General features: G+C 56.6%; 24 protein-coding genes and 1 tRNA gene. 17 read left to right on the forward strand and 8 right to left on the reverse strand.

Translation table 11 applies throughout. From position 1 onward, the window contains the following. Window positions 1–216: 216 nt before the first annotated feature. From gpt to AC5DB9_RS11225, 12 genes are all read left to right on the forward strand, one after another. Window positions 217–678 (forward strand): xanthine phosphoribosyltransferase, encoded by a 462-nt coding sequence (gpt, locus tag AC5DB9_RS11170; RefSeq protein ID WP_022957570.1) that lies wholly within the window; start codon window positions 217–219, stop codon window positions 676–678. A 51-nt stretch (window positions 679–729) separates the two neighbouring features. Beyond that, a tRNA-Arg gene (locus tag AC5DB9_RS11175) sits at window positions 730–806 on the forward strand. A gap of 188 nt (window positions 807–994) precedes the next feature. Beyond that, window positions 995–2,218 carry a tyrosine-type recombinase/integrase gene (locus tag AC5DB9_RS11180; RefSeq protein WP_272990610.1) on the forward strand — a complete coding sequence of 408 codons (1,224 nt, stop codon included), beginning with the start codon at window positions 995–997 and terminating at the stop codon, window positions 2,216–2,218. 179 nt (window positions 2,219–2,397) lie between these two features. Continuing rightward, window positions 2,398–3,417: a hypothetical protein gene (locus AC5DB9_RS11185; RefSeq protein ID WP_272990608.1), complete on the forward strand. Its 1,020-nt coding sequence runs from the start codon at window positions 2,398–2,400 to the stop codon at window positions 3,415–3,417. Between the two features lie 121 nt (window positions 3,418–3,538). Then, window positions 3,539–3,775 carry a helix-turn-helix transcriptional regulator gene (locus AC5DB9_RS11190; RefSeq protein ID WP_272990606.1) on the forward strand — a complete coding sequence of 79 codons (237 nt, stop codon included), beginning with the start codon at window positions 3,539–3,541 and terminating at the stop codon, window positions 3,773–3,775. 120 nt (window positions 3,776–3,895) lie between these two features. Then, window positions 3,896–4,624: a hypothetical protein gene (locus tag AC5DB9_RS11195; RefSeq protein ID WP_272990604.1), complete on the forward strand. Its 729-nt coding sequence runs from the start codon at window positions 3,896–3,898 to the stop codon at window positions 4,622–4,624. Between the two features lie 370 nt (window positions 4,625–4,994). Next, window positions 4,995–7,934: a DUF927 domain-containing protein gene (locus tag AC5DB9_RS11200; protein WP_286847522.1), complete on the forward strand. Its 2,940-nt coding sequence runs from the start codon at window positions 4,995–4,997 to the stop codon at window positions 7,932–7,934. A gap of 322 nt (window positions 7,935–8,256) precedes the next feature. After that, entirely contained in the window at window positions 8,257–8,562 is a 306-nt protein-coding gene (locus AC5DB9_RS11205; RefSeq protein WP_272990600.1) for a hypothetical protein, read from the forward strand. After that, complete coding sequence (locus tag AC5DB9_RS11210) at window positions 8,562–8,864, forward strand: hypothetical protein (RefSeq protein ID WP_272990597.1); 303 nt, start codon at window positions 8,562–8,564, stop codon at window positions 8,862–8,864. Before AC5DB9_RS11205 ends, AC5DB9_RS11210 begins: the two co-directional genes overlap by 1 nt. Window positions 8,865–8,866: 2 nt before the next feature. Next, the gene (locus AC5DB9_RS11215) at window positions 8,867–9,163 is read left to right on the forward strand and encodes a hypothetical protein (protein ID WP_272990595.1); all 297 of its coding nucleotides are present in this window, start codon (window positions 8,867–8,869) and stop codon (window positions 9,161–9,163) included. 57 nt (window positions 9,164–9,220) lie between these two features. After that, entirely contained in the window at window positions 9,221–9,538 is a 318-nt protein-coding gene (locus AC5DB9_RS11220; RefSeq protein ID WP_272990593.1) for a type II toxin-antitoxin system RelE/ParE family toxin, read from the forward strand. Between the two features lie 50 nt (window positions 9,539–9,588). Beyond that, a complete protein-coding gene (locus AC5DB9_RS11225; RefSeq protein ID WP_272990633.1) occupies window positions 9,589–9,837 on the forward strand; it encodes a helix-turn-helix domain-containing protein in 249 nt (82 codons plus the stop codon). Window positions 9,838–10,563: 726 nt separating this feature from the next. On the opposite strand, the gene AC5DB9_RS11230 is transcribed toward AC5DB9_RS11225, so the two are convergent. The 5 genes from AC5DB9_RS11230 to AC5DB9_RS11250 all read right to left on the reverse strand — a co-directional run bounded on the left by AC5DB9_RS11230 (window position 10,564) and on the right by AC5DB9_RS11250 (window position 17,405). Then, on the reverse strand, window positions 10,564–11,280 hold the full coding sequence (locus tag AC5DB9_RS11230; RefSeq protein ID WP_286855058.1) for a hypothetical protein: 717 nt from the start codon (window positions 11,278–11,280) through the stop codon (window positions 10,564–10,566). Window positions 11,281–11,284: 4 nt separating this feature from the next. Beyond that, window positions 11,285–11,974 carry a TonB-dependent receptor domain-containing protein gene (locus AC5DB9_RS11235; protein WP_272990587.1) on the reverse strand — a complete coding sequence of 230 codons (690 nt, stop codon included), beginning with the start codon at window positions 11,972–11,974 and terminating at the stop codon, window positions 11,285–11,287. Continuing rightward, complete coding sequence (locus AC5DB9_RS11240; RefSeq protein ID WP_272990586.1) at window positions 11,961–13,787, reverse strand: TonB-dependent receptor; 1,827 nt, start codon at window positions 13,785–13,787, stop codon at window positions 11,961–11,963. The genes AC5DB9_RS11235 and AC5DB9_RS11240 overlap by 14 nt, the downstream gene beginning before the upstream one ends. A gap of 329 nt (window positions 13,788–14,116) precedes the next feature. Further along, window positions 14,117–15,940 carry a sodium-extruding oxaloacetate decarboxylase subunit alpha gene (gene oadA / locus AC5DB9_RS11245; protein ID WP_272990583.1) on the reverse strand — a complete coding sequence of 608 codons (1,824 nt, stop codon included), beginning with the start codon at window positions 15,938–15,940 and terminating at the stop codon, window positions 14,117–14,119. A gap of 49 nt (window positions 15,941–15,989) precedes the next feature. After that, a complete protein-coding gene (locus AC5DB9_RS11250) occupies window positions 15,990–17,405 on the reverse strand; it encodes an acetyl-CoA carboxylase biotin carboxylase subunit (RefSeq protein WP_022957574.1) in 1,416 nt (471 codons plus the stop codon). A 168-nt stretch (window positions 17,406–17,573) separates the two neighbouring features. Between AC5DB9_RS11250 and AC5DB9_RS11255 the strand changes: the two genes are divergently transcribed. After that, window positions 17,574–18,512 (forward strand): LysR family transcriptional regulator, encoded by a 939-nt coding sequence (locus tag AC5DB9_RS11255; protein ID WP_272990582.1) that lies wholly within the window; start codon window positions 17,574–17,576, stop codon window positions 18,510–18,512. 105 nt (window positions 18,513–18,617) lie between these two features. Next, window positions 18,618–19,640 (forward strand): amidohydrolase family protein, encoded by a 1,023-nt coding sequence (locus AC5DB9_RS11260; RefSeq protein WP_272990580.1) that lies wholly within the window; start codon window positions 18,618–18,620, stop codon window positions 19,638–19,640. Here the strand turns inward: AC5DB9_RS11260 and AC5DB9_RS11265 are convergent. Then, window positions 19,637–20,311, reverse strand: a complete 675-nt coding sequence (locus tag AC5DB9_RS11265; protein WP_349676047.1) for a class I SAM-dependent methyltransferase — start codon at window positions 20,309–20,311, stop codon at window positions 19,637–19,639. The two genes, AC5DB9_RS11260 and AC5DB9_RS11265, sit on opposite strands and share 4 nt — an antisense overlap. Before the next feature lie 58 nt (window positions 20,312–20,369). Between AC5DB9_RS11265 and AC5DB9_RS11270 the strand changes: the two genes are divergently transcribed. The 3 genes from AC5DB9_RS11270 (at window position 20,370) to AC5DB9_RS11280 (ending at window position 22,041) form a co-directional block, all read left to right on the forward strand. Beyond that, a complete protein-coding gene (locus tag AC5DB9_RS11270; RefSeq protein WP_272990579.1) occupies window positions 20,370–20,741 on the forward strand; it encodes a cereblon family protein in 372 nt (123 codons plus the stop codon). Window positions 20,742–20,758: 17 nt separating this feature from the next. Then, complete coding sequence (locus AC5DB9_RS11275) at window positions 20,759–21,421, forward strand: RluA family pseudouridine synthase (RefSeq protein WP_272990576.1); 663 nt, start codon at window positions 20,759–20,761, stop codon at window positions 21,419–21,421. Between the two features lie 113 nt (window positions 21,422–21,534). Continuing rightward, window positions 21,535–22,041: a DUF2244 domain-containing protein gene (locus AC5DB9_RS11280; RefSeq protein WP_272990574.1), complete on the forward strand. Its 507-nt coding sequence runs from the start codon at window positions 21,535–21,537 to the stop codon at window positions 22,039–22,041. 9 nt (window positions 22,042–22,050) lie between these two features. Here AC5DB9_RS11280 and AC5DB9_RS11285 read toward each other — a convergent pair whose 3' ends face one another. Then, a complete protein-coding gene (locus tag AC5DB9_RS11285; RefSeq protein WP_272990572.1) occupies window positions 22,051–22,815 on the reverse strand; it encodes a hypothetical protein in 765 nt (254 codons plus the stop codon). Window positions 22,816–22,851: 36 nt separating this feature from the next. Continuing rightward, on the reverse strand, window positions 22,852–23,275 hold a 424-nt coding region (locus tag AC5DB9_RS11290), incomplete at its 5' end, for an HAD-IA family hydrolase (protein ID WP_491732052.1).

The following is a 23,275-nucleotide window of genomic DNA, read 5'->3' on the forward strand; positions in this document are numbered from 1 at the left end:
TTGCTCCATGCACCCACTCACCCAGGCTACATCTTGTATGTGAGTTTTTTGTTATCACGCAAGTCACGTTACACAGGCGCGCCGCAAAATCATAGCGCGACGGCAAAAAGAAAAGAAGCCAAACTGCCGCTTCGCGATAAGGCATCAAGGGCTTGCCCACCCGAGAGCCATGCTGCAAAATCGCAGCGTTTCAGCTATTTCCCAACAGGATCAACCATGTCAGACAGCCAACCGGTGTACTACCTCACCTGGGATGAATTGCACCGGGACACCCGCAACCTCGCCCGAAATCTAACAGACAAATCATGGCGCGGCATTATCAGCATTGCCCGCGGCGGTCTGGTGCCCGGCGCCATCCTGGCAAGAGAACTTAATCTGCGTGTGGTGGATACTCTCTGCATCGCCAGTTACGACCACGACCAGCAGGGTGATATCCAGATTCTCAAATCCGTGGACGGCGACGGCGACGGCTACCTGCTTGTCGATGATCTGGTCGATACTGGCGGCACCGCCAAAATCGCCCGACAGTTATTGCCCAAAGCCACGTTTGTCACCATCTACGCCAAACCGCAAGCCCGTGATCTGGCGGAACATTACAGTCGGGAATTCGCCCAGGAAACCTGGATTCACTTTCCCTGGGATATCGAGCATTGCTACAGCGAGCCTCTGGTGCGCTGAGCCTTTGCCCTGTCAGGCCGTACAAAGTAAACTCTCGGCCTCGCAATTTCTGCCCCGGTGGCACAGCTGGATAGCGCGGCCCCCTCCTAAGGGGCAGGTCACAGGTTCGAATCCTGTCCGGGGCACCACTCACCTACCAACACGACACCACCCAACCCCGCCAAAACCTCCCCAAAGCCTTGCATTACGGGGCATTAAGCCCATAATTACCCATATCAACACCGCAACTACCAACACACACCAAGGATTTTTTGGGGGTACTTCTGGGGGTACCTCGGCACACCAAAAACACAGGTACCCCCAAATCTAACGACCTATGGCGCTCACAGACACGAAAATAAGGGGTTTAAAGCCCACTGACCGAGATTTTAAGGTCTCGGATGAAAAGGGCCTGTTCCTGCTGGTGAAGAAAACCGGCGGGAAATACTGGCGAATGAAGTACCGCTACCTGGGCAAAGAGAAAACGCTGGCTATCGGGGTTTACCCCACGACCACACTTGCCCAGGCCAGAGCGGCCCGTGATGAGGCTCGCTCCCTGATTGCCAATGACGTTGACCCTATGGCTCAGCGCAAGGCCGCGAAGCTGGCCAAGCAGGAGGCCTCTGCAAACAGCTTCAAGGCCATTGCGCTAGAGTGGCGGCACAAACGGAAGCCCGGAGCGCCAACCAGCGAGAAGCGCCTCGCCGCTATTCTGGAACGAGACCTTTTCCCCACCCTCGGCACAATGCCGGTCAACACGGTAAAGCCGACCGACGTGCTGAGGGCCTTGCGAAAGATCGAGAACAGAGGCGCACTGGAAACCGCAAAGAAAGCCCGACAGGCTACCGGGCAAATATTTCGCTATGCCATTGCCACTGGGCGAGCTGATGCCAACCCCGCCACCGATCTGAAAGACGCTCTGAAAACAGCAACCACACAACACTATGCCGCCCTAACCGACCCCAAAGACGTTGGGCGCCTTATGGCCGCCATCCACAGCTATCAGGCCACCCCCGCCGTTATGGCCGCCATACGGCTTGCGCCACTGTTTTTCTGCCGCCCTGGCGAGCTGCGCCAGATGGAGTGGCGGGAAGTAAACCTTGATGAAGCGCGAATAGAGATACCGGCGGGCAAAATGAAAATGAGCCAAGACCACATTATCCCGCTATCTACACAGGCACTCGACATTCTGCGAGAGCTGGAACCCGTCACAGGTAAAAGCCCCTACCTATTCCCCAATGCCCGGAGCCTGTCACGGCCAATGTCCGACAACGGCTTGAGAATCGCTTTGCGAACGATGGGCTACACCAAAGAGCAAATGACACCTCACGGTTTTCGGGCGATGGCGCGTACCCTGCTGGATGAAGTATTGGGCTTTCCCGTGGACTGGATAGAGCACCAACTGGCCCACGCCGTGAAGGACGCAAACGGCAGAGCCTACAACCGCACACGGCACCTCGATAACCGCCGAAAAATGATGCAAGCATGGGCTGATTACCTGGATACGCTGCGCCTAGAGATAGATAACGTGGTACCTATTTCAGCGGCAAAGGGGAAATAATGCTAATTTTACGGCGGGGACACCCCAAAAGTGGTGGGAACACTGGGAACGCTGGGAATATGAATAATAAGTATATGATTTATAGTAGTTATTACCTTGGTATTTCTGTTCCCAGCTTGTTCCCACTTGAGAAAGTAGTGGGAACAAAACCTCCCCAACGGCAAGGAGCCTAGCACCACATGGAAACCGAAATACGCCTCCTAGAACGGGTAGAGCTGCCAAGCGATGTGGCTGTCAAATGGGAGTCATCCATACACCGGCTCTTCTCTGAAGGCGTACCGCTACCACTACAACCTATCAGCGACTTCCTGAAAGATGTTCTACTGAACTCGCCCCCCGGTGAGTGGCTGATCGGCAAAGCCCTGGGAGACCTGCGCCAGCTTCTCGGCAATCCAGTAGCCGCGTTCTGGGGTGATGTGCTAGACGGGCTTAGTATTGGCGAGGCCGGCATGTTTTTCATGACTATCTATTGGGTGATGCTCGACCCCCGCGCCCTGCAAGCCGAAAGAGAAGAACGCCAGCTATTCAATGCTGGCTTGGCCTCAGAAGGCGTTGAATGTGCGCTCAAGCTCCACAGACTTGTCGATTGGTTCTCAGGCCACCCCGCTGAATTCCCGGCAGAACTTGAACGGCTTCTAGACGATGGACAATTTACTGACAACCTGAACGCCTTGCTGCGAAACCTAACCAGCACCCAATGGCCAAGCCTTGCGCAAGACTCACCCCAACAGAAGGCATCGCGCCGAGACGAATCAGTATTTATCGTCACCAATAAGCCAAACAAGCTGGGAGGCAGATTCATCCACTACAGTGGTGAGACAACCTATTATCGAGCCAAGGTAATTTACCGGGGGCGCGACTGGGACGACCCCCGGCTGCTCACTTCAGATTTAGGCCAACGGCTCCTGGTAGAAAACTCGTTAGAGAAAATAGCGTCGATACCGTTTTTCCAGCCACCAGCTTTTCTTGAGCGCCCACACACGAAGCCATTACGACAAGGCAAGAAACCGGCTCAATCGTTCCTGAGGGCATTACTCGACGTGCTTAGCGAGGATGACGGAGCACCTGAAATGAACATTGAGCGATGCGATTCTTTAGTAAACGCCCTTTTTTGCGAATACGGCGGCCTGGATCGCTCAGAAATCGCCAATATAATGAACGCGCATTACCACAGGGGCGCGCCAGCATCAAGGATTTGAGCAATCGTTTTTAGCGACCCTCAATCCATGACCACACCCCTGCACCACTAATAGCCTTTCCTTCACTACCGCACCACAAGGCGCGGCACGTTCTCAAATCCTGAACAGTGAGGAAAGACCAATGCAAGAAAGCACCCATCTCTACACAACCACCGACCTTGTGGGGAACCGAAACAAGGAGTCACAAGCACGCCGAAAGCTGCCCATTTCAGCTGAAAAGCTCCGCAAAATGGTGAAAGCTGGCGAATTCCCCAAGCCTATCAAGATAGGCAACCGCAATTACTGGCGCCCTGCCTGCGTTGACGCATGGATTGAATCCAAGGAGCGTGAAGCACAGGAGGGCAGCAACGATGCGTAAATACGCCCTGAGCAACCCTCTCGCCACCCTCGCCACAGCCTTATTGCTAACTCTACCAATACTCGCATCAACCACCAGCACGGCAACCACACCTACCAGCGAGCGTGCGGGGGTGGCCCAATGAAAAAAGTCACCTACCAAGCAATACGCGAGCTGATACCACCAACAAACCCAAGCAAAATTGCGCGGGTGCTCCACCACCTGGCTACCGGCAACACCCTGAATTCGATTCAAGCGGAAACCGAACTCAATGAGCACAGCCTGCCAAGCACTATCAGCACCCTTAAAAACAAGTACGGCTTTGAAATCATCCGCACCGACAACCCAGAGCTTGACCGCTTCATGGTCTACACCTTGGACTCATCACCAGAGTCTCTACAGCTTGCATTCCGAATGCTGCTCGCCTTTGGGTACCGAGACCCGCAACGCGATTTGTTCAACGGCGAGGGCGGCAATATTGACCCACAAAGTGTTCGGCGACTAGAACACCCTGACCCAGTCCCACTAGAGGCCCTGATACTGCACTGGCTAGCCGGTGGCGAAACGCTGATCATGGTATGGGGCATAGGCGCCGAACCCGACAGCGAGGAACGCGCACCCTCACCCGATAGTGAAATTGCGCACATCATCGACTCACTCGCAGAAAGACTCAGCATCGAAATACAGCATGAGGACATGGTCGGCAGCGCCTTTACCGAAACCGGGGAGCCTTGCCGCCTTCGCCGGTATTTTATGTCGCCTACCCCGCAAGAATCGCTTAAATGCTACCAGGCCCTCACTGGCAGCGGCTTTACAGAACCAAGCTGCGCAGCCATCCCCGCCGCCACCACGGGGGAACCTACTCTATGAGCCACAAATGCGAGCCAGACGCGCCCAGCTTAACGAGCTTAATACTCCATGAGCCAAGAGTGTACGGCCCCCACGATATAGAACGAGCGACGCGCGACCTCTGCGCAAAGCGTGTGGCTGAGTTCGCCCTTCACATTGACCGACCACCAAACCAGAGAGGCGCGCCGGTATTGGTTGTGTGGCCACGTGGCGCGGTACTATTCGCCAGAGAGCACGACATACGCAACGATCAAGCCCTATCCATAGCGTGGGCACGCGCCGCCAGCGGTATACCAAGCGAGCCAGCCAGACGCCACGCACTCTGCCTGCCGCCTGTTCGGGGGCGGGGTTTTGAGAACGTGGCCTTCCTTCCACCCCGAAAGGGGGAAGCATGACGAATAAGAGACTGGACTTCGCGAGGGTAAACGACCGGGCGCTACAAGCAATTGAGCAGGTACTACAGCACTGGCTGCCCGGAGGTAAACGGCAAGGCGGCGAGTATGTAGTGCCCAACCCAACACGGTCAGACAGCAGGGCTGGCTCGTTCTCTATCAACCTGAGCACAGGCGTGTGGAGTGACTTTGCCACCAACGACAAAGGCGGCGACCTGGTATCGCTTGTGGCTTATATCGACGGCAGCAAACAGGGTGATGCGTGCAAGGCGCTTTCCAGCTTCCTTGGCATAGATCCCTCACCCGGCTACACAAACAGCGCCCAGCGCACCGAAAGCGCACCCACTAAACGCAAGCCATCCCCGCCAGACTTTACGCCTATACGGCCAATACCAGAGGCGGCAATGAAACACTGCCCCACTGGCACACCTCGCCTGGGGGAAGCCAGTGCTATGTGGGACTACCTCTCCCCCGACGGCAAACAAATACTGCTGCGGGTGATACGCTTCGATAAAACCGATGCCGAGGGTGGCCGAACTAAAGACTATCGCCCTTTCTGCTACGGCAAAGACAAATCAGGCCGGGAAAGCTGGCACGCCAAAGCCCCACCCAATCAGCGGCCACTATATGGGCTAGACAAGCTGGCGAGAGCCACAAGCACAACCCCTGTATTACTGGTCGAAGGCGAGAAAGCCGCCGATGCCGCGCAGCAGCTATTCCCTGACCTGGTAGTAATGACCTGGCCCAGCGGTTCAAAAGCCATCAGCAAGGCCGACTTCACGCCATTACGTGGCCGCCACGTGCGCTACTGGCCCGACAACGACAAAGCAGGCACCGATAGCGTGCCACCTCTAAGAGCAATTCTTGGCGCAGCGGGGGTGGCCGAGTTCCTGAGCATCAACCTTGCGCTATTTTCTCAGTTTTCCCCCACCCTCGATGCAAACGGAAAAGCACAGCTCAGCAACACCAGTAGCGCATGGCCGCCAAAAGCAGATGCCGCCGACGCAATAGCACTAGGATGGACTGCTGACCACATCACACAGCTAATGGGCAAAGGACTTATCCAGTCAGAAACGCCCACACCTCCCATACATAGCAGCGAGCCAGACAGGAACAATGGCCGCTACCAATCCCGCCCAGATGGCCTCTATTGCTTCAACCAGAAGCAAGAAAAGTATCAATGTGTGGGAGGCCCCCTTGACGTTGCCGCTCGTTCCCGTGATGCAAACAGCGAGGGCTGGGGCCTACTGGTGAGATTTAAAGACTTTGACTCACTGACCAAGGAGTGGAATATACCGAGTATTTACCTAGTAACAGAGGGCGGCAATAAGGCTGTTGAGGGGTTGATTCACCGGGGCTATAAACTCGCACCGCACCGAGATGCTAAAAACCAGCTCAGAGAGTACCTACAGGGGTACGACACCCCCGACAGGGTGCGACTCGTCAACCGGATGGGCTGGCACGGGTCTGATGCCTTTATGCTGCCAGATCGCGTTATCGGCACCCCAGCAGAGCCGCTCCACTACTACAGCGACTCCGCCTCTCTTTGCAAAGCTTCTACCTCAGGCACCGTCGAAGAATGGCGGGATAACATCGCGAGGTACTGCACCAGAAACAGCCTGCTTACCTTCGCTGTATGCGCTGCCTTCGCTGCTCCATTTCTCGATATACAGGCCACAGAATCTTGCGGCTTTCACTTTGTCGGTGATAGCTCGCTAGGTAAATCCACCCTCCTTAAAATTGCGGCCAGCGTATACGGCAACCCCGCGACTGGCGAATATACAAAGACCTGGCGCACCACTGACAATGCGCTTGAAGGGATGGCCGCCGCCCACTCTGGCTGCTTGTTGGTACTCGATGAAATAGGCCAGATAGAGCCTCGCATTGTTGGTGAAACGGTTTACTCGCTGGGTAGCGGCGTGGGCAAGTCTCGGGCAACAGAAGCAGGAGGGAACAGAGGCAACCAGCACCGATGGCGGGTTATCTTTATCTCCAGTGGAGAAAAGACCCTTGCAGACCACATGGCGGAAGCCAACCGCAAACCACAGGCGGGAATGGAAATGCGCCTACTAACCATCCCCGCCAACCCTCATAGCGACACCGAAACGCGGCGACAACTCGGGAACTTCGAATACGACCACGACCAAGGCGGCGGAGCCGCTCTCTCTCGCCTACTGACCGATAATGCCAACCGCTGGTATGGGGCGCCGCTAATCGCCCTGCTTGAGGCGCTGGTAAAGGCTGACCGTACAGAGATGGCCAGCTATTTGGCAAAAGTACGAGACAACTTCAAGTTTGAAGCACTGGGCAACGCAGCAAGTGGCCAAGCTCACAGAGCCGCCGACAAATTTGCGCTAGTAGCCGCCGCTGGAGAATACGCCACAGGCATTGGCATTACTGGCTGGGAGCATGGCTGGGCAACCTATGCCGCCGGACGCTGCTTTCGGGCTTGGCTTACCCTGCGGGGAGGTGAAGGCAACCTCGAAGACGCCAAAGCAGTCGGGCACGTTAGGGAAATGCTGCTTAAATACGGCGAATCCAGATTCACGCGCTGGGAAAACGACGATGCGAGGGTGGATGAACACGCCCCCCGCACAATGGAACGCTGGGGCTTCCGAAAGACCATATGCGAACAAGACTCAATGCTTGGCGATACTACAGAGAATACCTATTACCTCACCAGAGACGGCCTGCAAGACATGTGCAAAGGCTTTGACGTTACCAACGTAGCCCGACTTCTAAACGAGCGTGGAGCCCTTGAGACAGGGAGTGAACAGGGGCGCTTAACCAAGAAAGTCCGCTTACCTGGCAGCGGGAAAAAGGCCGTGAACTGCTACGTGATAAAGCTTTCTGCCCTGCTTGATGACGATATGCCAACGCAGAGTGGCGGGGACGGATTTGACGGCGAGCATTGGGACATTCCCGGATTTGACAAATAACATTGCAATAATCGTGCCGTTTAACTCAAGTCGCGCGCTTGGTAAACGGCAGCATCATCGCAAGCAGCAGAGCATTGACACAACAGAGTACAGGGGGCTATTTTGGTCTCACTAGAAAACGAAAAGCGGTATACCGCACCCGATAGCCTTGCGGTTTTTTTGCGCCTGTAAAAAGGCGTCGTGCCGTTATGGCCGGGTGGAGAGGCGTAATACAAGACCCTAATTGGGGAATAGGCCCGGAGCTACTTTTCGTGCTCTAGTTGACACCCGGCTGCCAGCCACTAACTGGCAGCCTGCAAACTTAAAACGAAAGGGTATACAGATGACCACACCTCCACCAAACCAAGACACCATCACCCGCCTACAAAGAGCCGTTAACAACATCGACAGCGCGTCTCAGCGGGGGCTTTCCCAGATCGCCTCTATTGCTAGCCTCGCCATCCACCACATTAAACACGGCACAGAATCAGCCGCACAAATGGAACACTTGGCTAACGCGCTGCGCGTCATTCAAGACAAAGCCCTTGAGGTTGAAAACTGCATTAACAGCGAAGCAGAACGAGTGGGCTGCCACTATGAGGAAGACAGCAGCAATATCGTTCAACACAACGCTACCGGGAGAATCTAATGAGCGGTTTTCACGAAAAAAACTTCTACGGTACGCCGGAACACTACCTTACCAGCACCGCGCCCACTGACTACGGCAATATCGACATAGACGCGCTCAGTTGCGCCTTATCCCGCGCGGAATCTATCTGCATTCTCCTGGGGGCGAACTTCTGCGAGGACAACGGCGTGCGGCACAATGATGATGTGCTGCGCAATGCGACCTGGGCCCTAGAGGGAGCCATTAACCAAGCCCAAATGATTCTATGGGGCGGACGCACAACTGACGCCCCAAAACACGAAATACAAGGCAAGGAGGCCTAAGCATGACCAATACGCCGAACCAGACACAACACCGCCCCGCCGATCTGGCAGATGCCGTTCACACGATAGACGGTCTTTCTAAAGAAGGGTTCTCAGAAATAGCCGCCATTGCTGACTTAATGAAAAGCAGAATTGAATCAGCTATTGCAAATGGCGGGGGTGGGCTGGAGAGCCTCTATCACGCTGCTACAGCGATACAAGCTAAGGCCCTGCTTGTGCAAAGCTGCATCGAAAGCGAGGCAAACACCGTGGGCTGCAAGGCAGCAAGTAAGCTCACCAAACCAACCCCCACTCAGTAAACCCCACCGAACAGGTGCGCCATTGACAACCATGCGCCACTGACGTACCTTCACCATATGGAATTTATAGAAACCCCGGTATTCACCAGCTGGCTAAAAGCCAACGTCAACGATGACGAGTACCGGGAATTCCAGCAGGAAATAGCCTCCAATCCCACCAAAGGCGATGTAATACAAGGCACCGGCGGCTTCCGTAAAGTACGTATAGCGTATGGCAGCAAAGGAAAGCGCGGGGGTGGCCGGGTTATTTACTACTGGTTTGATGACGATTCACAGATATACCTGGTGATGGGCTACAGCAAAGGCGAGAAGTCAGACCTTAGCCCACAAGAGAAGCGAACTCTAAAGGGTCTGACAGAGTATTTAAAAGGGTGATTGATATGGCTAGCGATAGATTTGCAGACCTCGTAGAAAGTGTTGAATGGATGGTCGCCCACAAAAGCGGCAAGGCCCCTGCTGGGGGCAAAGTTAGCCGCGTTGAGCCGGTAGACGTAAAGGCACTGAGACACAAACTTGGGCTATCCCAAGCCAAGTTTGCCAAGGTAATCAACGTGTCCGGCGACACCGTAAAGAACTGGGAGCAAGGCCGCCGCAGCGTTCCTGGCCCAGCCATACGGCTTATGAGCATCGTTGAGAGACACCCGGAAATAGTCGCGGAAGAGCTAAGCGCCTAGGCCCTGCCAGCATCCCCACCCCTAAGCTGCTACGAGCGCTGTGTTCCCAGTAGGCAACCACCGGGAACACAGACATTCCACACTGGGAACAAATAAAACTCCTAGATTCAATACGTTATAGCTGTGTTCCCAGAGTTCCCAGTGTTCCCACCGTTTTTGAGGCGCCCCCACCCCCGCCCCCTTTTGGGCTTAAGAAAATCTGCGATCAGTGAAAGAGTGAATACCCTATGTCAGACATAGGGTATGCCGCGCCTGGTGACAGCTGGTAGGTTTTGGCCAACCACCACCGCCAGAGGGAGGGGTGGTAGGAAAGTCCGGGCGCTCCCAAGCAGACACCGCCTCCCCCACACAATTTTTATGCGAATCGAAATGAAAAGAGATTCACCACCTTCAACGACAAGGGCATAGGTACTCCTAAGGGGTGGCCACACGGGTAATTCGGGCCCCGGTCTGTTAACAGACATACGACTTTACAAAGGGGGGGTATAGGTTCTTCTGCCGGGGGTGGCGCCCCTCGACGGCAAGAGGCGCGTTTTTCAACTAATACACCTCAGCTAGAGGGGGTTGTCATGGCACTAAGGGAGGTAATAATTCACTCTCTAAAATAGGGCACCTTGACTATCTGGGGGTACTTTTGGGGGTACTTTTCAAAAAAAGAAAATCATTAACCTATATTATCAATAACTTAATCCAACTATTCGGCGCCTGTCCGGCACCACTTCTCCTTCATTCACATTCGCAGTTCGTTGACGCCTGCAGCCAATCACGCATGCTCTCCGCCTCTTCCCGATAGGTTCTCCGCTCGGCCCTATCCAGGGCACAAAAACGCAAGGTATTCATCAGATAGCGATCCAGCCGCCCCGGCAACAGTGACGCACCCGGAGTACAACAGATGTGATGCCAGTGCAGCAGTTGCCGGGCAGCATCCAAATGAAGCAGCTCTCCATTGGGATTGAGGGTATAGGCCAAAATGGCAGAATCAGGCAGTACCGGCCCACAGTCTACCGAGCGGGCAACAACAACAGCCGTCGCCGCATCCGGGTACCCGAGGGAGACTAACTGACGGTAATAACGCGGCTGCCCAAGACCGAGATCAAACGTTGCCCAGCAGAGCTGATGCTGCTCGACCCCATCACCGGGCACTATCGAAACGGCTTCGCTCTGCCCACCCAAGAACGCCGGATACCAGGGTAACGCTGGCTGCGACGCCGTGTGGTAAAACAGCTCGGCCAGCCGAGTGAGCGCCCCCTCATGCTGCCCGCTGATAGCGATATGCGTGTGATACACATGGCTCTTCAGGCCACTCAGCCACTGCCGCTCAGTCCTGCAGCGGTCAATTTCTCGATGTCGTTGTTGCATGGCTTGCGCCATCGTGTGCATGGCCCTGAACGACTGCGGCGCCTCGGCTACAGCCTCATCCAGAGAGCATTCCCAAGCGTCCATTCTTTCAGGGCCACTGATAGGCCACTTCCACTCCGTAGTGGCGCGGAGGCAGCGGCGCTTTCGTTGTTGTACCGAGATTGTCTCCCAGTGCAACACCGCCGCCAAAGTAGACGTCATCCTTGAGGTTGTTCACATACGCGCTGATTCGCCACTGCTCATCGAGCAACCAGTTCACACGAGCGTTGTAAAGCTCCTGCCCACCCAGTGTGGCGCCTTCATAAAGACTGGCCATGGCATCCAGCCCCACAAAGATCTCGGAGCGATAGGAATAGTGCAGACGCGGAATGATCAGCCCCACCGGTGTCATAAACTGGTATTGAATAGCGATTGAACGCGTGTGCTCTGGCACCACGGCAAACGGCTCGTCGCTGCGATCGAATTGTGAGCCATCGGCAAGAAACACCGTGTAGTCACGATAATAGGCGTCGGTGTACCCCGCGTTGGCATCGATCCGCAGGGCATCCAGTACCAGCGTCGCCTCCAGCTCCGCCCCCTGAACGATCGCCGCACCGGCATTGTCGAGAAACAGGATCACATCCGTCGGTCCACCCGGCCCCGTTTCCGCCTGCTGAACCTGAATCTGGTCGTAGTCCATGCGGTATACCGCGCCATTCAGCCGCAGGCGCGAACCCAGTGCATCGATCTTGAAACCGAGTTCCGTGTTATTGACGATCTCTGGCTCAAAGGCATTCAAGCGCCGTCCGCGCAGGCCGATCCCCCCCGGATTTATAGCCTTCGCTGACGGTTGCATAGGCCATAAAGCTGTCGATAGCCAGCGCGTCCATCCAGGCGCCCCGGCCAAAATACGTCAACGTCGCCGCCGGAGACAGTTGCTCAAAAGCCAGCGACGTTTCATTAATCTCCGGGTCAAGAAACGGGATCGGCTGCGCGAAGTCGATGCCATCGAAGACCACCCGTGGCACCGGCGCGTAGATACCGCCCTGTGCGTGAATCAGCCCTTCGCGCATACCAAAAGCCGCAAAATCAGGGTTGTAGAGAACAATCTCCCGCTGCTTGTCATCTTCGGTATAACGCAGGCCCAGCGTCAGTTGCCATGACTCGGTAAAATCGTAACTTCCCTGTATGAACACCGCCCGAGTTTCATTTTCGATATTGCTCAGATTGACCGACGCCGACAGCAGCGGAAACACCAGATTGTCAGTCAAGTCGCCAATCGGCCCCAGGTCCGGAAATAAGCCGCCGGGCAACAGGCTGCCCGCCAGAAAGGTCGGCGGAATACCCAGGACGCCGTTGGCGCCGATAATCTGCGGGTAGGGAAAGCCCTTGATGCTCTCCGTGGAGTAAAAGGCACCGAAGGTCAGATCGAGCTTATTGTCGAAAAACCGGCCATTGGCCTTCAACTCCTGACTGAGTTGATAGCGCGCCTCATCACCGGGATCAATGCCGGAAGCGCGCAGTGCCTTGGTCGCATATTTTTCACCGTTGTGTACCAGACTGAAGTCGCTGGCATCCACATCTTCCTGCCTACCCAGATCATATTGACGGCTGTAGGCCGTTATCGATTCAACATCCAGGCTCTCGCCGCGCCAGCGCCAGGTCATTGCGTGCAGTTCAGAGGTCTGCTTGTAAAAACTGGCCTCGGCATTAATGGCCACCTTGCGCTGCTCGGCGAGATCTTCCTGCGCCGCGCAGCGCTGAGCGTAGTTATCACTGGCACCGGGAATGAAGAAGGTGGCAGCCGCCGCATCGGGGTTAATGACCTCGCAATTACTGCTCTGCCCCTTTTCATCCTGATGACTCCAAAACGAAAACCAGTCCAGCGTTAGGTGATCAGAAATATCCCACAGAAAGCGCCCCGCAATCGCCTGCCGATCTTCATCGGCAAACACGCTGTTGTCCGCGATATTTTCAAAATAGCCATCGAGTCGACGCACGGAGGCACTAAGGCGAAGCGCCATATTGCGTCCCTCAACAGGGATATTCACGCTGGCTTTGAGATCTTCCCGCCCGTAATTACCCACGGTAACGGTGGTCGCCCCTTCCCAGGCATCAAAGGACGGGGCCTTTGTGGTGACCAACATCGCGCCGCCGGTATTGTTTTTGCCAAACAGCGTGCCCTGTGGGCCGCGCAATACCTGAATGCTGGCCACATCCACCGCGTCAAGGAGCTGGGAATCCTGTCGAGCAATAAAAATACCGTTCAGGTATTGCCCTACGCCGGGGTCCAGCTCCGGCGTCGAGGCACGCTGGCCAATGCCGCGCACAAAGATCGCCTGACTTTTCGTGGCGGTAGGCGCCACCTGCAAGTTCGGCACAATATTCTTGATATCCGCCAGGGTGCTGATCCCCGAGCGCTCCAAGTCGCTGCTACCCAATGCCGATACCGACACCGGCGTATCCTGCAGGCTTTCCTCCCTGCGCCGCGCCGTGACCACCACTTCTTCAAGTTGTGCCATGACCGGCGAAGAATACAGGGGTGCAACGGATAGTGAGCACCACGCTGCCGTCGACAATAGCGACGACAAAAACACAGCTCTTTTTGTCACTGAGGCCTCTCTTATTATTATTTATCACACACCCTCAATGACACACAGTTACACGAACGCGAACTAACATCCAGCTCCGTACGTAACGGGCCGATGAAAACCGACGGGGGTCTACATTGACATACTGACGCTGAATGCCGGAACGAGCAGAAATGACAGACGAAAAAAACCCCGGCAGGACAAACACTGCCGGGGCCAATACGGAGAGATAATCGCGACGGGGCCGTAACGTCAGAGAGAGGGGGTAGACATCGCCCCGCCGCGACATGACTTAACAATAATCATTCTCATTTTTATTTGCAAGCAATTTGCAAAAAATATTTTCAAACTCAGGGCTCAATCTCGATCAACACCTCACCTGGCGTCACGCGGTCCCCTTTGGCGACGTGAATATCCATAACAGTACCGGCGATAGGTGCCTGTACCTCCGCTTCCATTTTCATGGCTTCGGTTACCAGCACCGCCTGCCCCGCCTTGACAACATCGCCCTGTGCGACCAGTACATCGACAATATTGCCCGGCATATTGGTAGTCACGTGGCCCGGCTTGCTGGCCTGTTTGCGACCACTGCCACCTTCAGCCTGGTATTCATTCAGCGCCTCGAACACCACTTCCTCAGGCATTCCGTCGAGGGTCATATAAAGATGCCGCTTGCCCTTACCCTTGATACCAACGCCGGTAATCGCGACCTGATAGCTTTCGCCGTGAACATCGATGACAAACTCCGTGGGCACGCCGCCCTCGCTGACGGGACGCGGTGTCTCGGCAGCAGATTCCAGCACCTCGGGTTGCAGCGTGCCATCAGCGCGCTGCTGCAGGAAGCCCCGCCCCAGATCCGGAAACATGGCATAGGTCAGCACGTCTTCTTCACTGTCGGCCAGCCCAGCAATTTCACCGCGCAGCTTATCCATTTCATTGGGCAACAGGTCTGCGGGACGCACATCAATCACGTCCTCGGTTCCAATCGCCTTGGCGCGCAGCTCTTCATTAACCTGCCCCAATGCCGCCCCGTAGTGCCCCTGCAAATAGCGCTTCACCTCATTGGTGATGGTGGTGTAGGGCTTGTCGGCCAGAATATTCATCACCGCCTGAGTACCGACAATCTGGGAGGTCGGGGTGACCAGAGGCGGATAGCCCAGGTCTTTGCGCACGCGGGGAATCTCGGCAAACACATCGTCGATACGATTCAGCGCGCCCTGCTCTTTCAACTGGTTCGCCAGATTCGACATCATGCCGCCGGGCACCTGATTAATCTGCACGCCGACATCTTCACGGGTGAATTCACTTTCAAACTGGTGGTATTTCTTGCGCACCACCCACAGTTTTTTGGCAATGCCCTGCAAGGCGGTCAGGTCCAGCCCCGTGTCATAAGGCGTACCTTTCAGCGCGGCCACCATGGTTTCCGTGGCGGGATGGCTGGTGCCATTGGCAAACGCGGAAATCGCCGTATCGATCACATCCACACCGGCTTCCACGGCTTTGAGCTGGCAAAGACCGGCGAGACCGGACGTCATATGCGAGTGCAGCGCCAATGGCAGGTCGAACTCAGCTTTCAGCGCCTGCACCAGCTCCTCAGTAGCCGTGGGTGTCAGCAAGCCGGCCATATCCTTAATCGCGATGGAATCGATGCCCATGTTCACCATATCCCGCACCTGCTGGACAAAGGTCTCAGTGCTGTGCACCGGGCTGGTGGTGTAGCAAATGGTGCCCTGGGCGTGCTTACCGGCCTTTTTCACTGCCGCGATGGCAGTTTCCAGATTCCGCACATCGTTCATGGCATCGAAAATCCGAAAGATATCCATACCGTTGTCGGCAGACTTCTGTACAAAGGCCGACACCACATCGTCGGCATAGTGGCGGTAACCCAGCAGGTTCTGACCGCGCAGCAGCATTTGCAGCGGCGTGTTGGGCAAGGCCTCACGCAATTTGCGCAGCCGCTCCCAGGGATCTTCCTTCAAAAAGCGCACGCAGGCGTCGAAGGTGGCGCCACCCCAGACTTCCAGCGACCAGTAGCCGACGGCATCCAGCTCGGCGCAGACCGGCAGCATGTCTTCGGTGCGAAGGCGCGTCGCGATCAGTGACTGATGGCCATCGCGCAATGCCACATCGGTGATTTTCACAGGCTTGGCAGAAGATGGTGAAGAAGAAGTCATGGTGCGTTCCTTTACTGTTTGCACGGGTATTCGCTGACGGCAGAAAAATTTAGAGTCCGGCATGGGCGGCTATGGCCGCCGCCACCGCCAGTGCCAGTTCTTCGGGCCGGGTTTTATCGGAGTAATGGGTCAGCTCCGGGTGGTTCTCGACAAAGCTGGTATCGAAATGCCCTGCCCGAAAATCCGGATGTTTCAGAATTTGCTGGTAGTACGGCGCGGTCGTTCGCACCCCCTGAACCCGCATATCGTTCAGGGCCCGGGCGCCGCGATTCAGGGTCTCTTCCCAGGTCAGCCCCCACACCACCAGTTTCAGACACATGGAGTCAAAATACGGCGGAATACTGTAGCCGGTGTAAATCGCCGTGTCGGTGCGCACACCGGGGCCACCGGGTGCGTAATACCGGCTGATTTTGCCGAAGCTGGGGAGAAAATCGTTTTTCGGATCCTCGGCATTTACCCGAAATTGCAGGGCGTAGCCGCGATAACTGATGTCTTCCTGCCGATAACCCAGCGTGAGCCCGGAGGCAATGCGGATTTGCTCGCGCACAATATCCACCCCGGTAATCTGCTCGGTAATCGTGTGTTCAACCTGCACACGGGTATTCATTTCCATGAAGTAAATCTGGTTGTCAGCCAGCAAAAACTCCACGGTCCCGGCATTTTCATAGCCCACGGCCTCGGCGGCGCGCACGGCCAGCTCACCAATATAACTGCGCTGTTCCGGAGTAAGCTGCGGTGACGGCGCGATCTCAATCAGCTTTTGATTGCGGCGCTGAATCGAGCAGTCGCGCTCATAGAGGTGAATCACATTGCCGTGACTGTCGGCGAGAATCTGCGCCTCGATGTGACGCGGATTAACGATGCACTTTTCCAGAAAAACATCGGCGCGACCGAAGGCTTTGGTCGCCTCCGAGACCACACGGCCAAACTGCCGACGCAAGTCGTCTTCGCTGTCGCAGCGGCGAATACCTCGACCACCACCACCTGAGGTTGCCTTCAGCATGACGGGATAGCCGATCTGCGCCGCGACGTCGACAGCTTCGTCAACACCGGCCAGATTGTCTTCCGTCCCCGGCGTAACCGGCACGCCCGCCTCTTTCATCGCCCGGCGCGCTTCGGTTTTGTCCCCCATGCGACGAATCACTTCAGCGCTGGGCCCGATAAAGGTAATCCCTCGCTCAGCGCAGATTTCCGCCAACTCTGGATTCTCCGACAAAAAGCCGTAACCGGGATGGAGACCGTCACAGCCGGTCTCCACTGCCAGTGCCACCAGTTTTCGAGGATTGAGATAGCCTTCCAGTGGATCGCTGCCCACATTGTAGGCCTCGTCAGCACGCTTGACGTGCAGAGAGAAACGATCGGGCTCGGTGTAAATCGCCGCCGAGCGAATACCCATTTCGGCGCAGGCCCGAACGATACGCACCGCAATCTCACCGCGATTGGCAATGAGGATTTTTTTCAACATTCGCGCACTCCCTTCAACGCTGGCGGGCCGACCGAGGGTCGTCCAGCCCTTCACTGCTTCCTACCCTAAACAAAAGCTGACACAATAAAAAATTAATAATAGTTTGAGTATTTATAAGCAATTACTTATGAACAAACCTTTCCCCAACGTGGCACAGGGCATCGACCAATGAAACTCAGCTACCTGCACCGACTGACACTGCGCCAGGTCGATGTGTTTCTGGCCGTTTGCCGCCACCGCAGCTATTCCAAAGCCGCCAGCCAGCTCGCCCTGACGCAGCCCGCTGTCAGCAGCCAGATCCGCAGCCTGGAAGACCTGATCGGGCACGCCTTGTTCGATTACATTGGCAAACAGCTCTACCTCACCCCTGCCGGAGAACTGCTGGAACAGGCGGCCAGAGACATCAAGCAAAGACTGGTCCACCTGGAAATTGAATTGGCAGAAATGCACGGCCAGCTATCGGGCACACTGAACATTGCGATTGAAAGCAGCGCCGAATACCTGCTGCCCCGCTATATCCTGCCGTTCTGCCAAAAATACCGGGAAGCCGACATCGTGCTTCATGTAGAAAATCACCAGCGTCTGATGACCCGGCTCAAGAAAAACCTCGATGATCTCGCCATCATGACCCAGGTACCCGGCGACCGCAGTCTGAACTACACACCGTTTGCCGAACACCAGCTACTGGCCGTTGCCCGTCCCGACCACCCACTGGCCGACAGCCAGCAACTGAGCCTGCTGGACTTGATGGAATACCGGCTGCTGCAACGAGAACCCGGTTCCGGTACACGCCAGATCTTTGAGAGTTTCTGTCGGGAAAACAGCCTGCTGATCCGGCACAGCCGTCAACTGGGCAGTCACCAGGCCATCCTCGCCGCACTGGAAATGCCCGGCGAAAACAGTGGCGAGTACGCCGTGCTGCCGCGACCGCTGGTCGACGAAAAAGTCCATACCGGCGCCCTGGTCAGGCTCCCGGTCAGCAGCTTTCCCATCCGACGCTCATGGTGCAGTGCCTACCCCAGAGGCAAGCATCTCAACCCGCTCGCCAGTGCGTTTCTGGACGCCCTGCATCTGCCAACCGCTGGTTTAGAGGGCACCGGGCAATAAGCCGTTTCGGGAACCCGGTGTGACCTCCCCGGTCTCAGCCTGCGAGGCCGGCGCCGTCATTCACCGACCGATGCGGCCATAACAGTATCGCCAACAGGAGACACTATGGGTCGCATCCCCCGGATCACACTGAGCACTCTGCTACTCATCAGCGCCGCAACAAGCCTGGCTGCTGACTACCGTTTCAGCGACAGTCACCTGCATATCGTTGATTTTTTCCAGCAGGCCGAACCCCTCGATGCTCTGCTGGAACAAATGGACACACACCATATCGAGCACGCCATGATCAGCGGCATTCCACTGATGAAAAAATGGCATGAGGACGAGCCCAAGCGCCCGCGCTATTACAGCGGCGACAACGGCGGTCTTTATTGGTATAGCGCGACAGATAACTACCTCATTGAGGCGCTGAGCGAACTTGAGGAAACGGATCGTCAGCGCCTGCATCCTTTTCTGGTGGGCTTTAACCCCACCGACAAAAATGCCGCCGAACAGATAGAAAAGTTACTGCGACTGTATCCCGGCATTTGGCAGGGCATTGGCGAGATCCTCACCCGTCACGACGATTTGACCGCTCTCACGCAAGACGAACCTGCCCGCGCCAACAGCGAGGCGATGCACCGCATCTACCGGCTCGCGGCACGCCACAATCTGCCGGTGCTGCTGCACTCGAACATCACATCCAAGCGTGAACGCAACCCGCTGTATCTGGAAGAATTGCAGGAAGCGCTGCGCGAACACCCCAAGGTGAAGATCATCTGGGCGCATGCGGGCACCAGTAAAACCCTGCATCGCTATCAGGGAAAAATGGATTTCTTGCTGCCGACGGTAAAAGCCCTGCTGGCCGAACACGATAATCTCTATATCGACCTGTCGTGGACGGTATTGCAGCCCTATCTGCTCGACGACAAGAAGCAGCCCGACCCGCAGTGGCTGGCATTGGTCAACGCCTATCCGAAGCGATTTTTAATCGGCTCGGATGCGCTGGGCAGCTACGACAGCATCGGCGAAAAACTTGAGGACTTCACCCCGTTTCTGGATGCCCTGCCCCGCGATATCGCCAACGGACTGGCAGGAGAGAACTTTCTGAGCCTGCTTCCGGACCCAGTTCGACTGACAGACGACTAGCGATGCGCCGCTTGATTGGCCTCACCGAGATACAGATTGATACGGGAAAACTCCTCCGACTCCGACAAGTCGGGAATGGTCGTCGCATGCTGAAACTGGATATGCCGATAACCCGGCACCGAAAAATTCTTCACCCGAGAATCGGCCACCAACACGGTGTCCGCCCGCTGACGGAAACAATCCAGCAGCGGGAGATTGGCGCGGTCATACAGTACATCCGCGACCAGAATCACATCGTAATGCCGCTCATCGGCAAAAAAATCAGCGCTGTACTCCAGCTCGACGGTATTCAGTTCGGCATTGAGATAGCTGGACAATATGGCATCGGGGTCCAGATCACAGGCCACGACCGAGGCCGCTCCGGCTTTGGCCGCCGCAATGGCCGCGACCGCAGAACCACAACCAAAATCCACCACCGACTTACCTCGGACTAACTCGGGATGATCCAGCAGATAGCGCGCCATGACCTGCCCGCTGCCCCAGCAAAAACACCAGTAGGCGGGGTAATTCATAATGCGCTGAATCTGTTCACTGTCCAGCAGGTGCTGCGGATAGCATTCATCCAGCAGCCAAAGCTGCAATTCCGGCGCCAGCGGCAAGGTTTGCGCACGCAGATCGGCGCCGGGAATAAAGTCGCGCAAGCGCGACTGCAATTGCTCGAAACTGTTCACAATAGCTGTTTACAATACCTCTATCCGGCAAGGTCGTTTTCAGGCAGGAATCCCTACTATGTCAGACACTCCCGTTGATCCCGCCCTGTCAAAATGGCTGGAAACCCTCGACGAGGGCGACGAGCATTACCTGTATTGCCAACAATGCGCGGCCGCCATCACCCGAGAAAATGCCAGACAGGAGATCAACGGTCAGCACCGCCACCGCTTCATCAATCCGGCGGCGGTAGTATACGAGGTCTGCTGCTTCGCGTCGGCCCCAGGTGTGGATATCAGTGGCGAGGCCACCCGTGAACACAGTTGGTTTCCCGCACACAGCTGGCAGTACGCCCACTGTATTGACTGCGCCAGCCACCTGGGCTGGTATTTTGAGCGCGATGGTCAGCAGGCATTTTTCGCGCTGATTGATGCCCGCATCACCAGCCACTGAACGATCACAGGTAACACGTGCCCGAGTCCTCCGAATTTATCGTCCCGCCCTGCCATGACGCCGTCCGCCTGCTCTATGAAGACGAGCAGTTACTCGCCGTCGACAAGCCCGCCGGACTGCTGTCGGTGCCGGGTCGTCACCCCGCCAACCGCGATTGTCTGATTACGCGCCTGCAGCAGGATTACCCCAGCGCGCGCATTGTCCATCGTCTCGATATGGCCACATCAGGGCTGATGCTGATCGCCCTCAACCCCGATAGCCACCGAGCCTTGAGCCGCCTCTTTGAGCAACGGCAAATTCACAAGGAATACCACGCCGTAGTCGCCGGACAGGTCGCTGCCCACGAGGGCGTCATCGACCTGCCGCTCGCCTGTGACTGGCCGCGCCGCCCCCGGCAACACATCAACTTCGGGCACGGCAAACCTGCCCAGACCCACTATCGGCGACTGGACACCAGCGCCACGCAAAGTCGCCTGTTGCTCACCCCCTATACCGGGCGCTCTCATCAATTGCGCGTGCACTGCGCCAGCCTCGGCCACCCGATTTTGGGCTGTGAATTCTATGCAGACGCCAGCACGCGAGATGCCTCTCCCCGCTTGCTGCTGCACGCCTCGGCACTACAGCTTCTGCACCCTGTGAGCGGAGAAGCGCTGTCGTTGCACTGCGAGCCACCGTTTTAGCCGCTCTCGCTCAGAACATCGCCCAAGGCCATCACCTGCGTATCACAACAGTCAGCCATTGCCTGCAAGGCAAGCGCTGAACTAGACTGATTTCAGCAAGAGAGAGTCTGCCCGTGGTCAGTACTGAAACGCTCAATCAGGTCTCGCGCATTATTCTGCGCCCCAATTGCTCTGCCAGCTGGGAGAGCAACCGGCGTATTATTTTCGGTATTGGACTGGCCAATCTCATCGCCGCATCGGGCATGCTGTCCATCGGCGCCTGGCTGGTACTGCCCTTTATGGGGCTGGAGCTTTTTCTGCTGTGGTATTTGCTGCGGCGGGTGTTCGGTAAATTACAAATCCAGCAAGTTGTCAGTATTGAAGGTAACGCGCTTACCGTCGAGATGGGTTACTTCTGCGCGGAACGCCGCTGGCTGTGGCCCCTCGCTGACAGCCGCGTGCTCGTCACCCAGCACGACCACCCCTGGACGCCGCTGGAAATCAGCCTCTGCCACCACGGCGAAGCCGTTCGTCTGGGCGCCTTCCTCAACAAAGAAGACTGTGAAAAACTGCTGGGCATCCTCCGCCAGCAAGGGCTGATGGTTCGCCAGTTCAGCGGCGAGGCGCTGCTGAAGGCCTGATCGCATTTTCTAAGGATGAACGGTCAGCGACAACGGCGGCAAGCATTGCGCGCGCAACTGACAATGCGCCCGCAGCCGATAATGCCCCCGCTCCAGCGGCTGCATTCCCCCCAACGCCCCCGTCAGCAGCCACTGATCCGGGCGAATTTCCCAGCCCAGCGCTATCCGCTGATTGATGAGTGCCAACAGCGTTTGCCATTGCCCCTCCGCCAATGCCTCGGCGGGCGCTTCAATCAGTGGCGCACCGTCCTTCGTCAATTCCAGCTCAAGCCTGCCAATGTCAGCGGAAAGCGGCACGCCTGCGGCGACAGCGAAGTAATGCGCAGCGACATTGCCGCGCACAATATTCAGGGCACTCAGCGGCGCAGGAATCCGGCTCAAATCCGGCAGTTCCAAGGCCAGCGCCAACCTCGACAGCTTAGATTTCAGCTCTGCCACCGAGGCCATCGGCTGGCGCTGCACGTCCCGCAGCTGAAAGGCCAACTCCATCTCGAGCATGCCCTTGCCGAAATCAGCCAGTGAGACCGCCCCACCGTCCAGCACGCTGCCTGAGGGCAAATTGCCAAACACCGCACGGTCACTGTGAAAACGCTGACGGGATAACAGACTCGTCAGCCCCGCCTTAAACCCGGCGGGCGACGCGACACCGGGAAGCGTTTGGGACAGGTTCTGATCAATATAGGCGCTCTGCCATTCGCGGTCTGTCGCCGCTTGCGCGAGCGGAGCGCTGAAAACCACCACAGAGAGCAGACTGACAATCAGGGAACGACACACGGGCTCACTACCTTATTCGATAAAAAAACGGGGCGTTTACTGCCCGGCCAGCTCACCGGGCAGCGCGGCCAGCGTACTCACGGTCAGCGTCGGCGCCAGCTCCCAGGGATCCAGCAGCGCCGATGTATCACGCTTCAGCCACACCGCCTGCAAACCCGCGCTACGGGCGCCGATCACATCAAAGCTGTTGGCGGAAATCAACCAGGACTGCTCCTGCTCGGCGTTCGCAGAACGCAAAAAATGGGCGTATACCGCCGGATTGGGTTTGTAACTGCGCAGTGGCTCAGCGCTGACAATGCCGTCAAACAGTGCTTCAAGCCCGGCATGTTCGAACAAGGTCTGCACCGCCGATGCGGCGCCGTTGGAGAAAGCGTACAGTCGGCAACCCGCATCGCGGAGTTCAGTCAGCGCCTGGGGTACATCATCGAAAGCGGGCAGCCGCCCATAGGCGGTCATCAGC

The organism is Spongiibacter sp. (assembly GCF_984394615.1).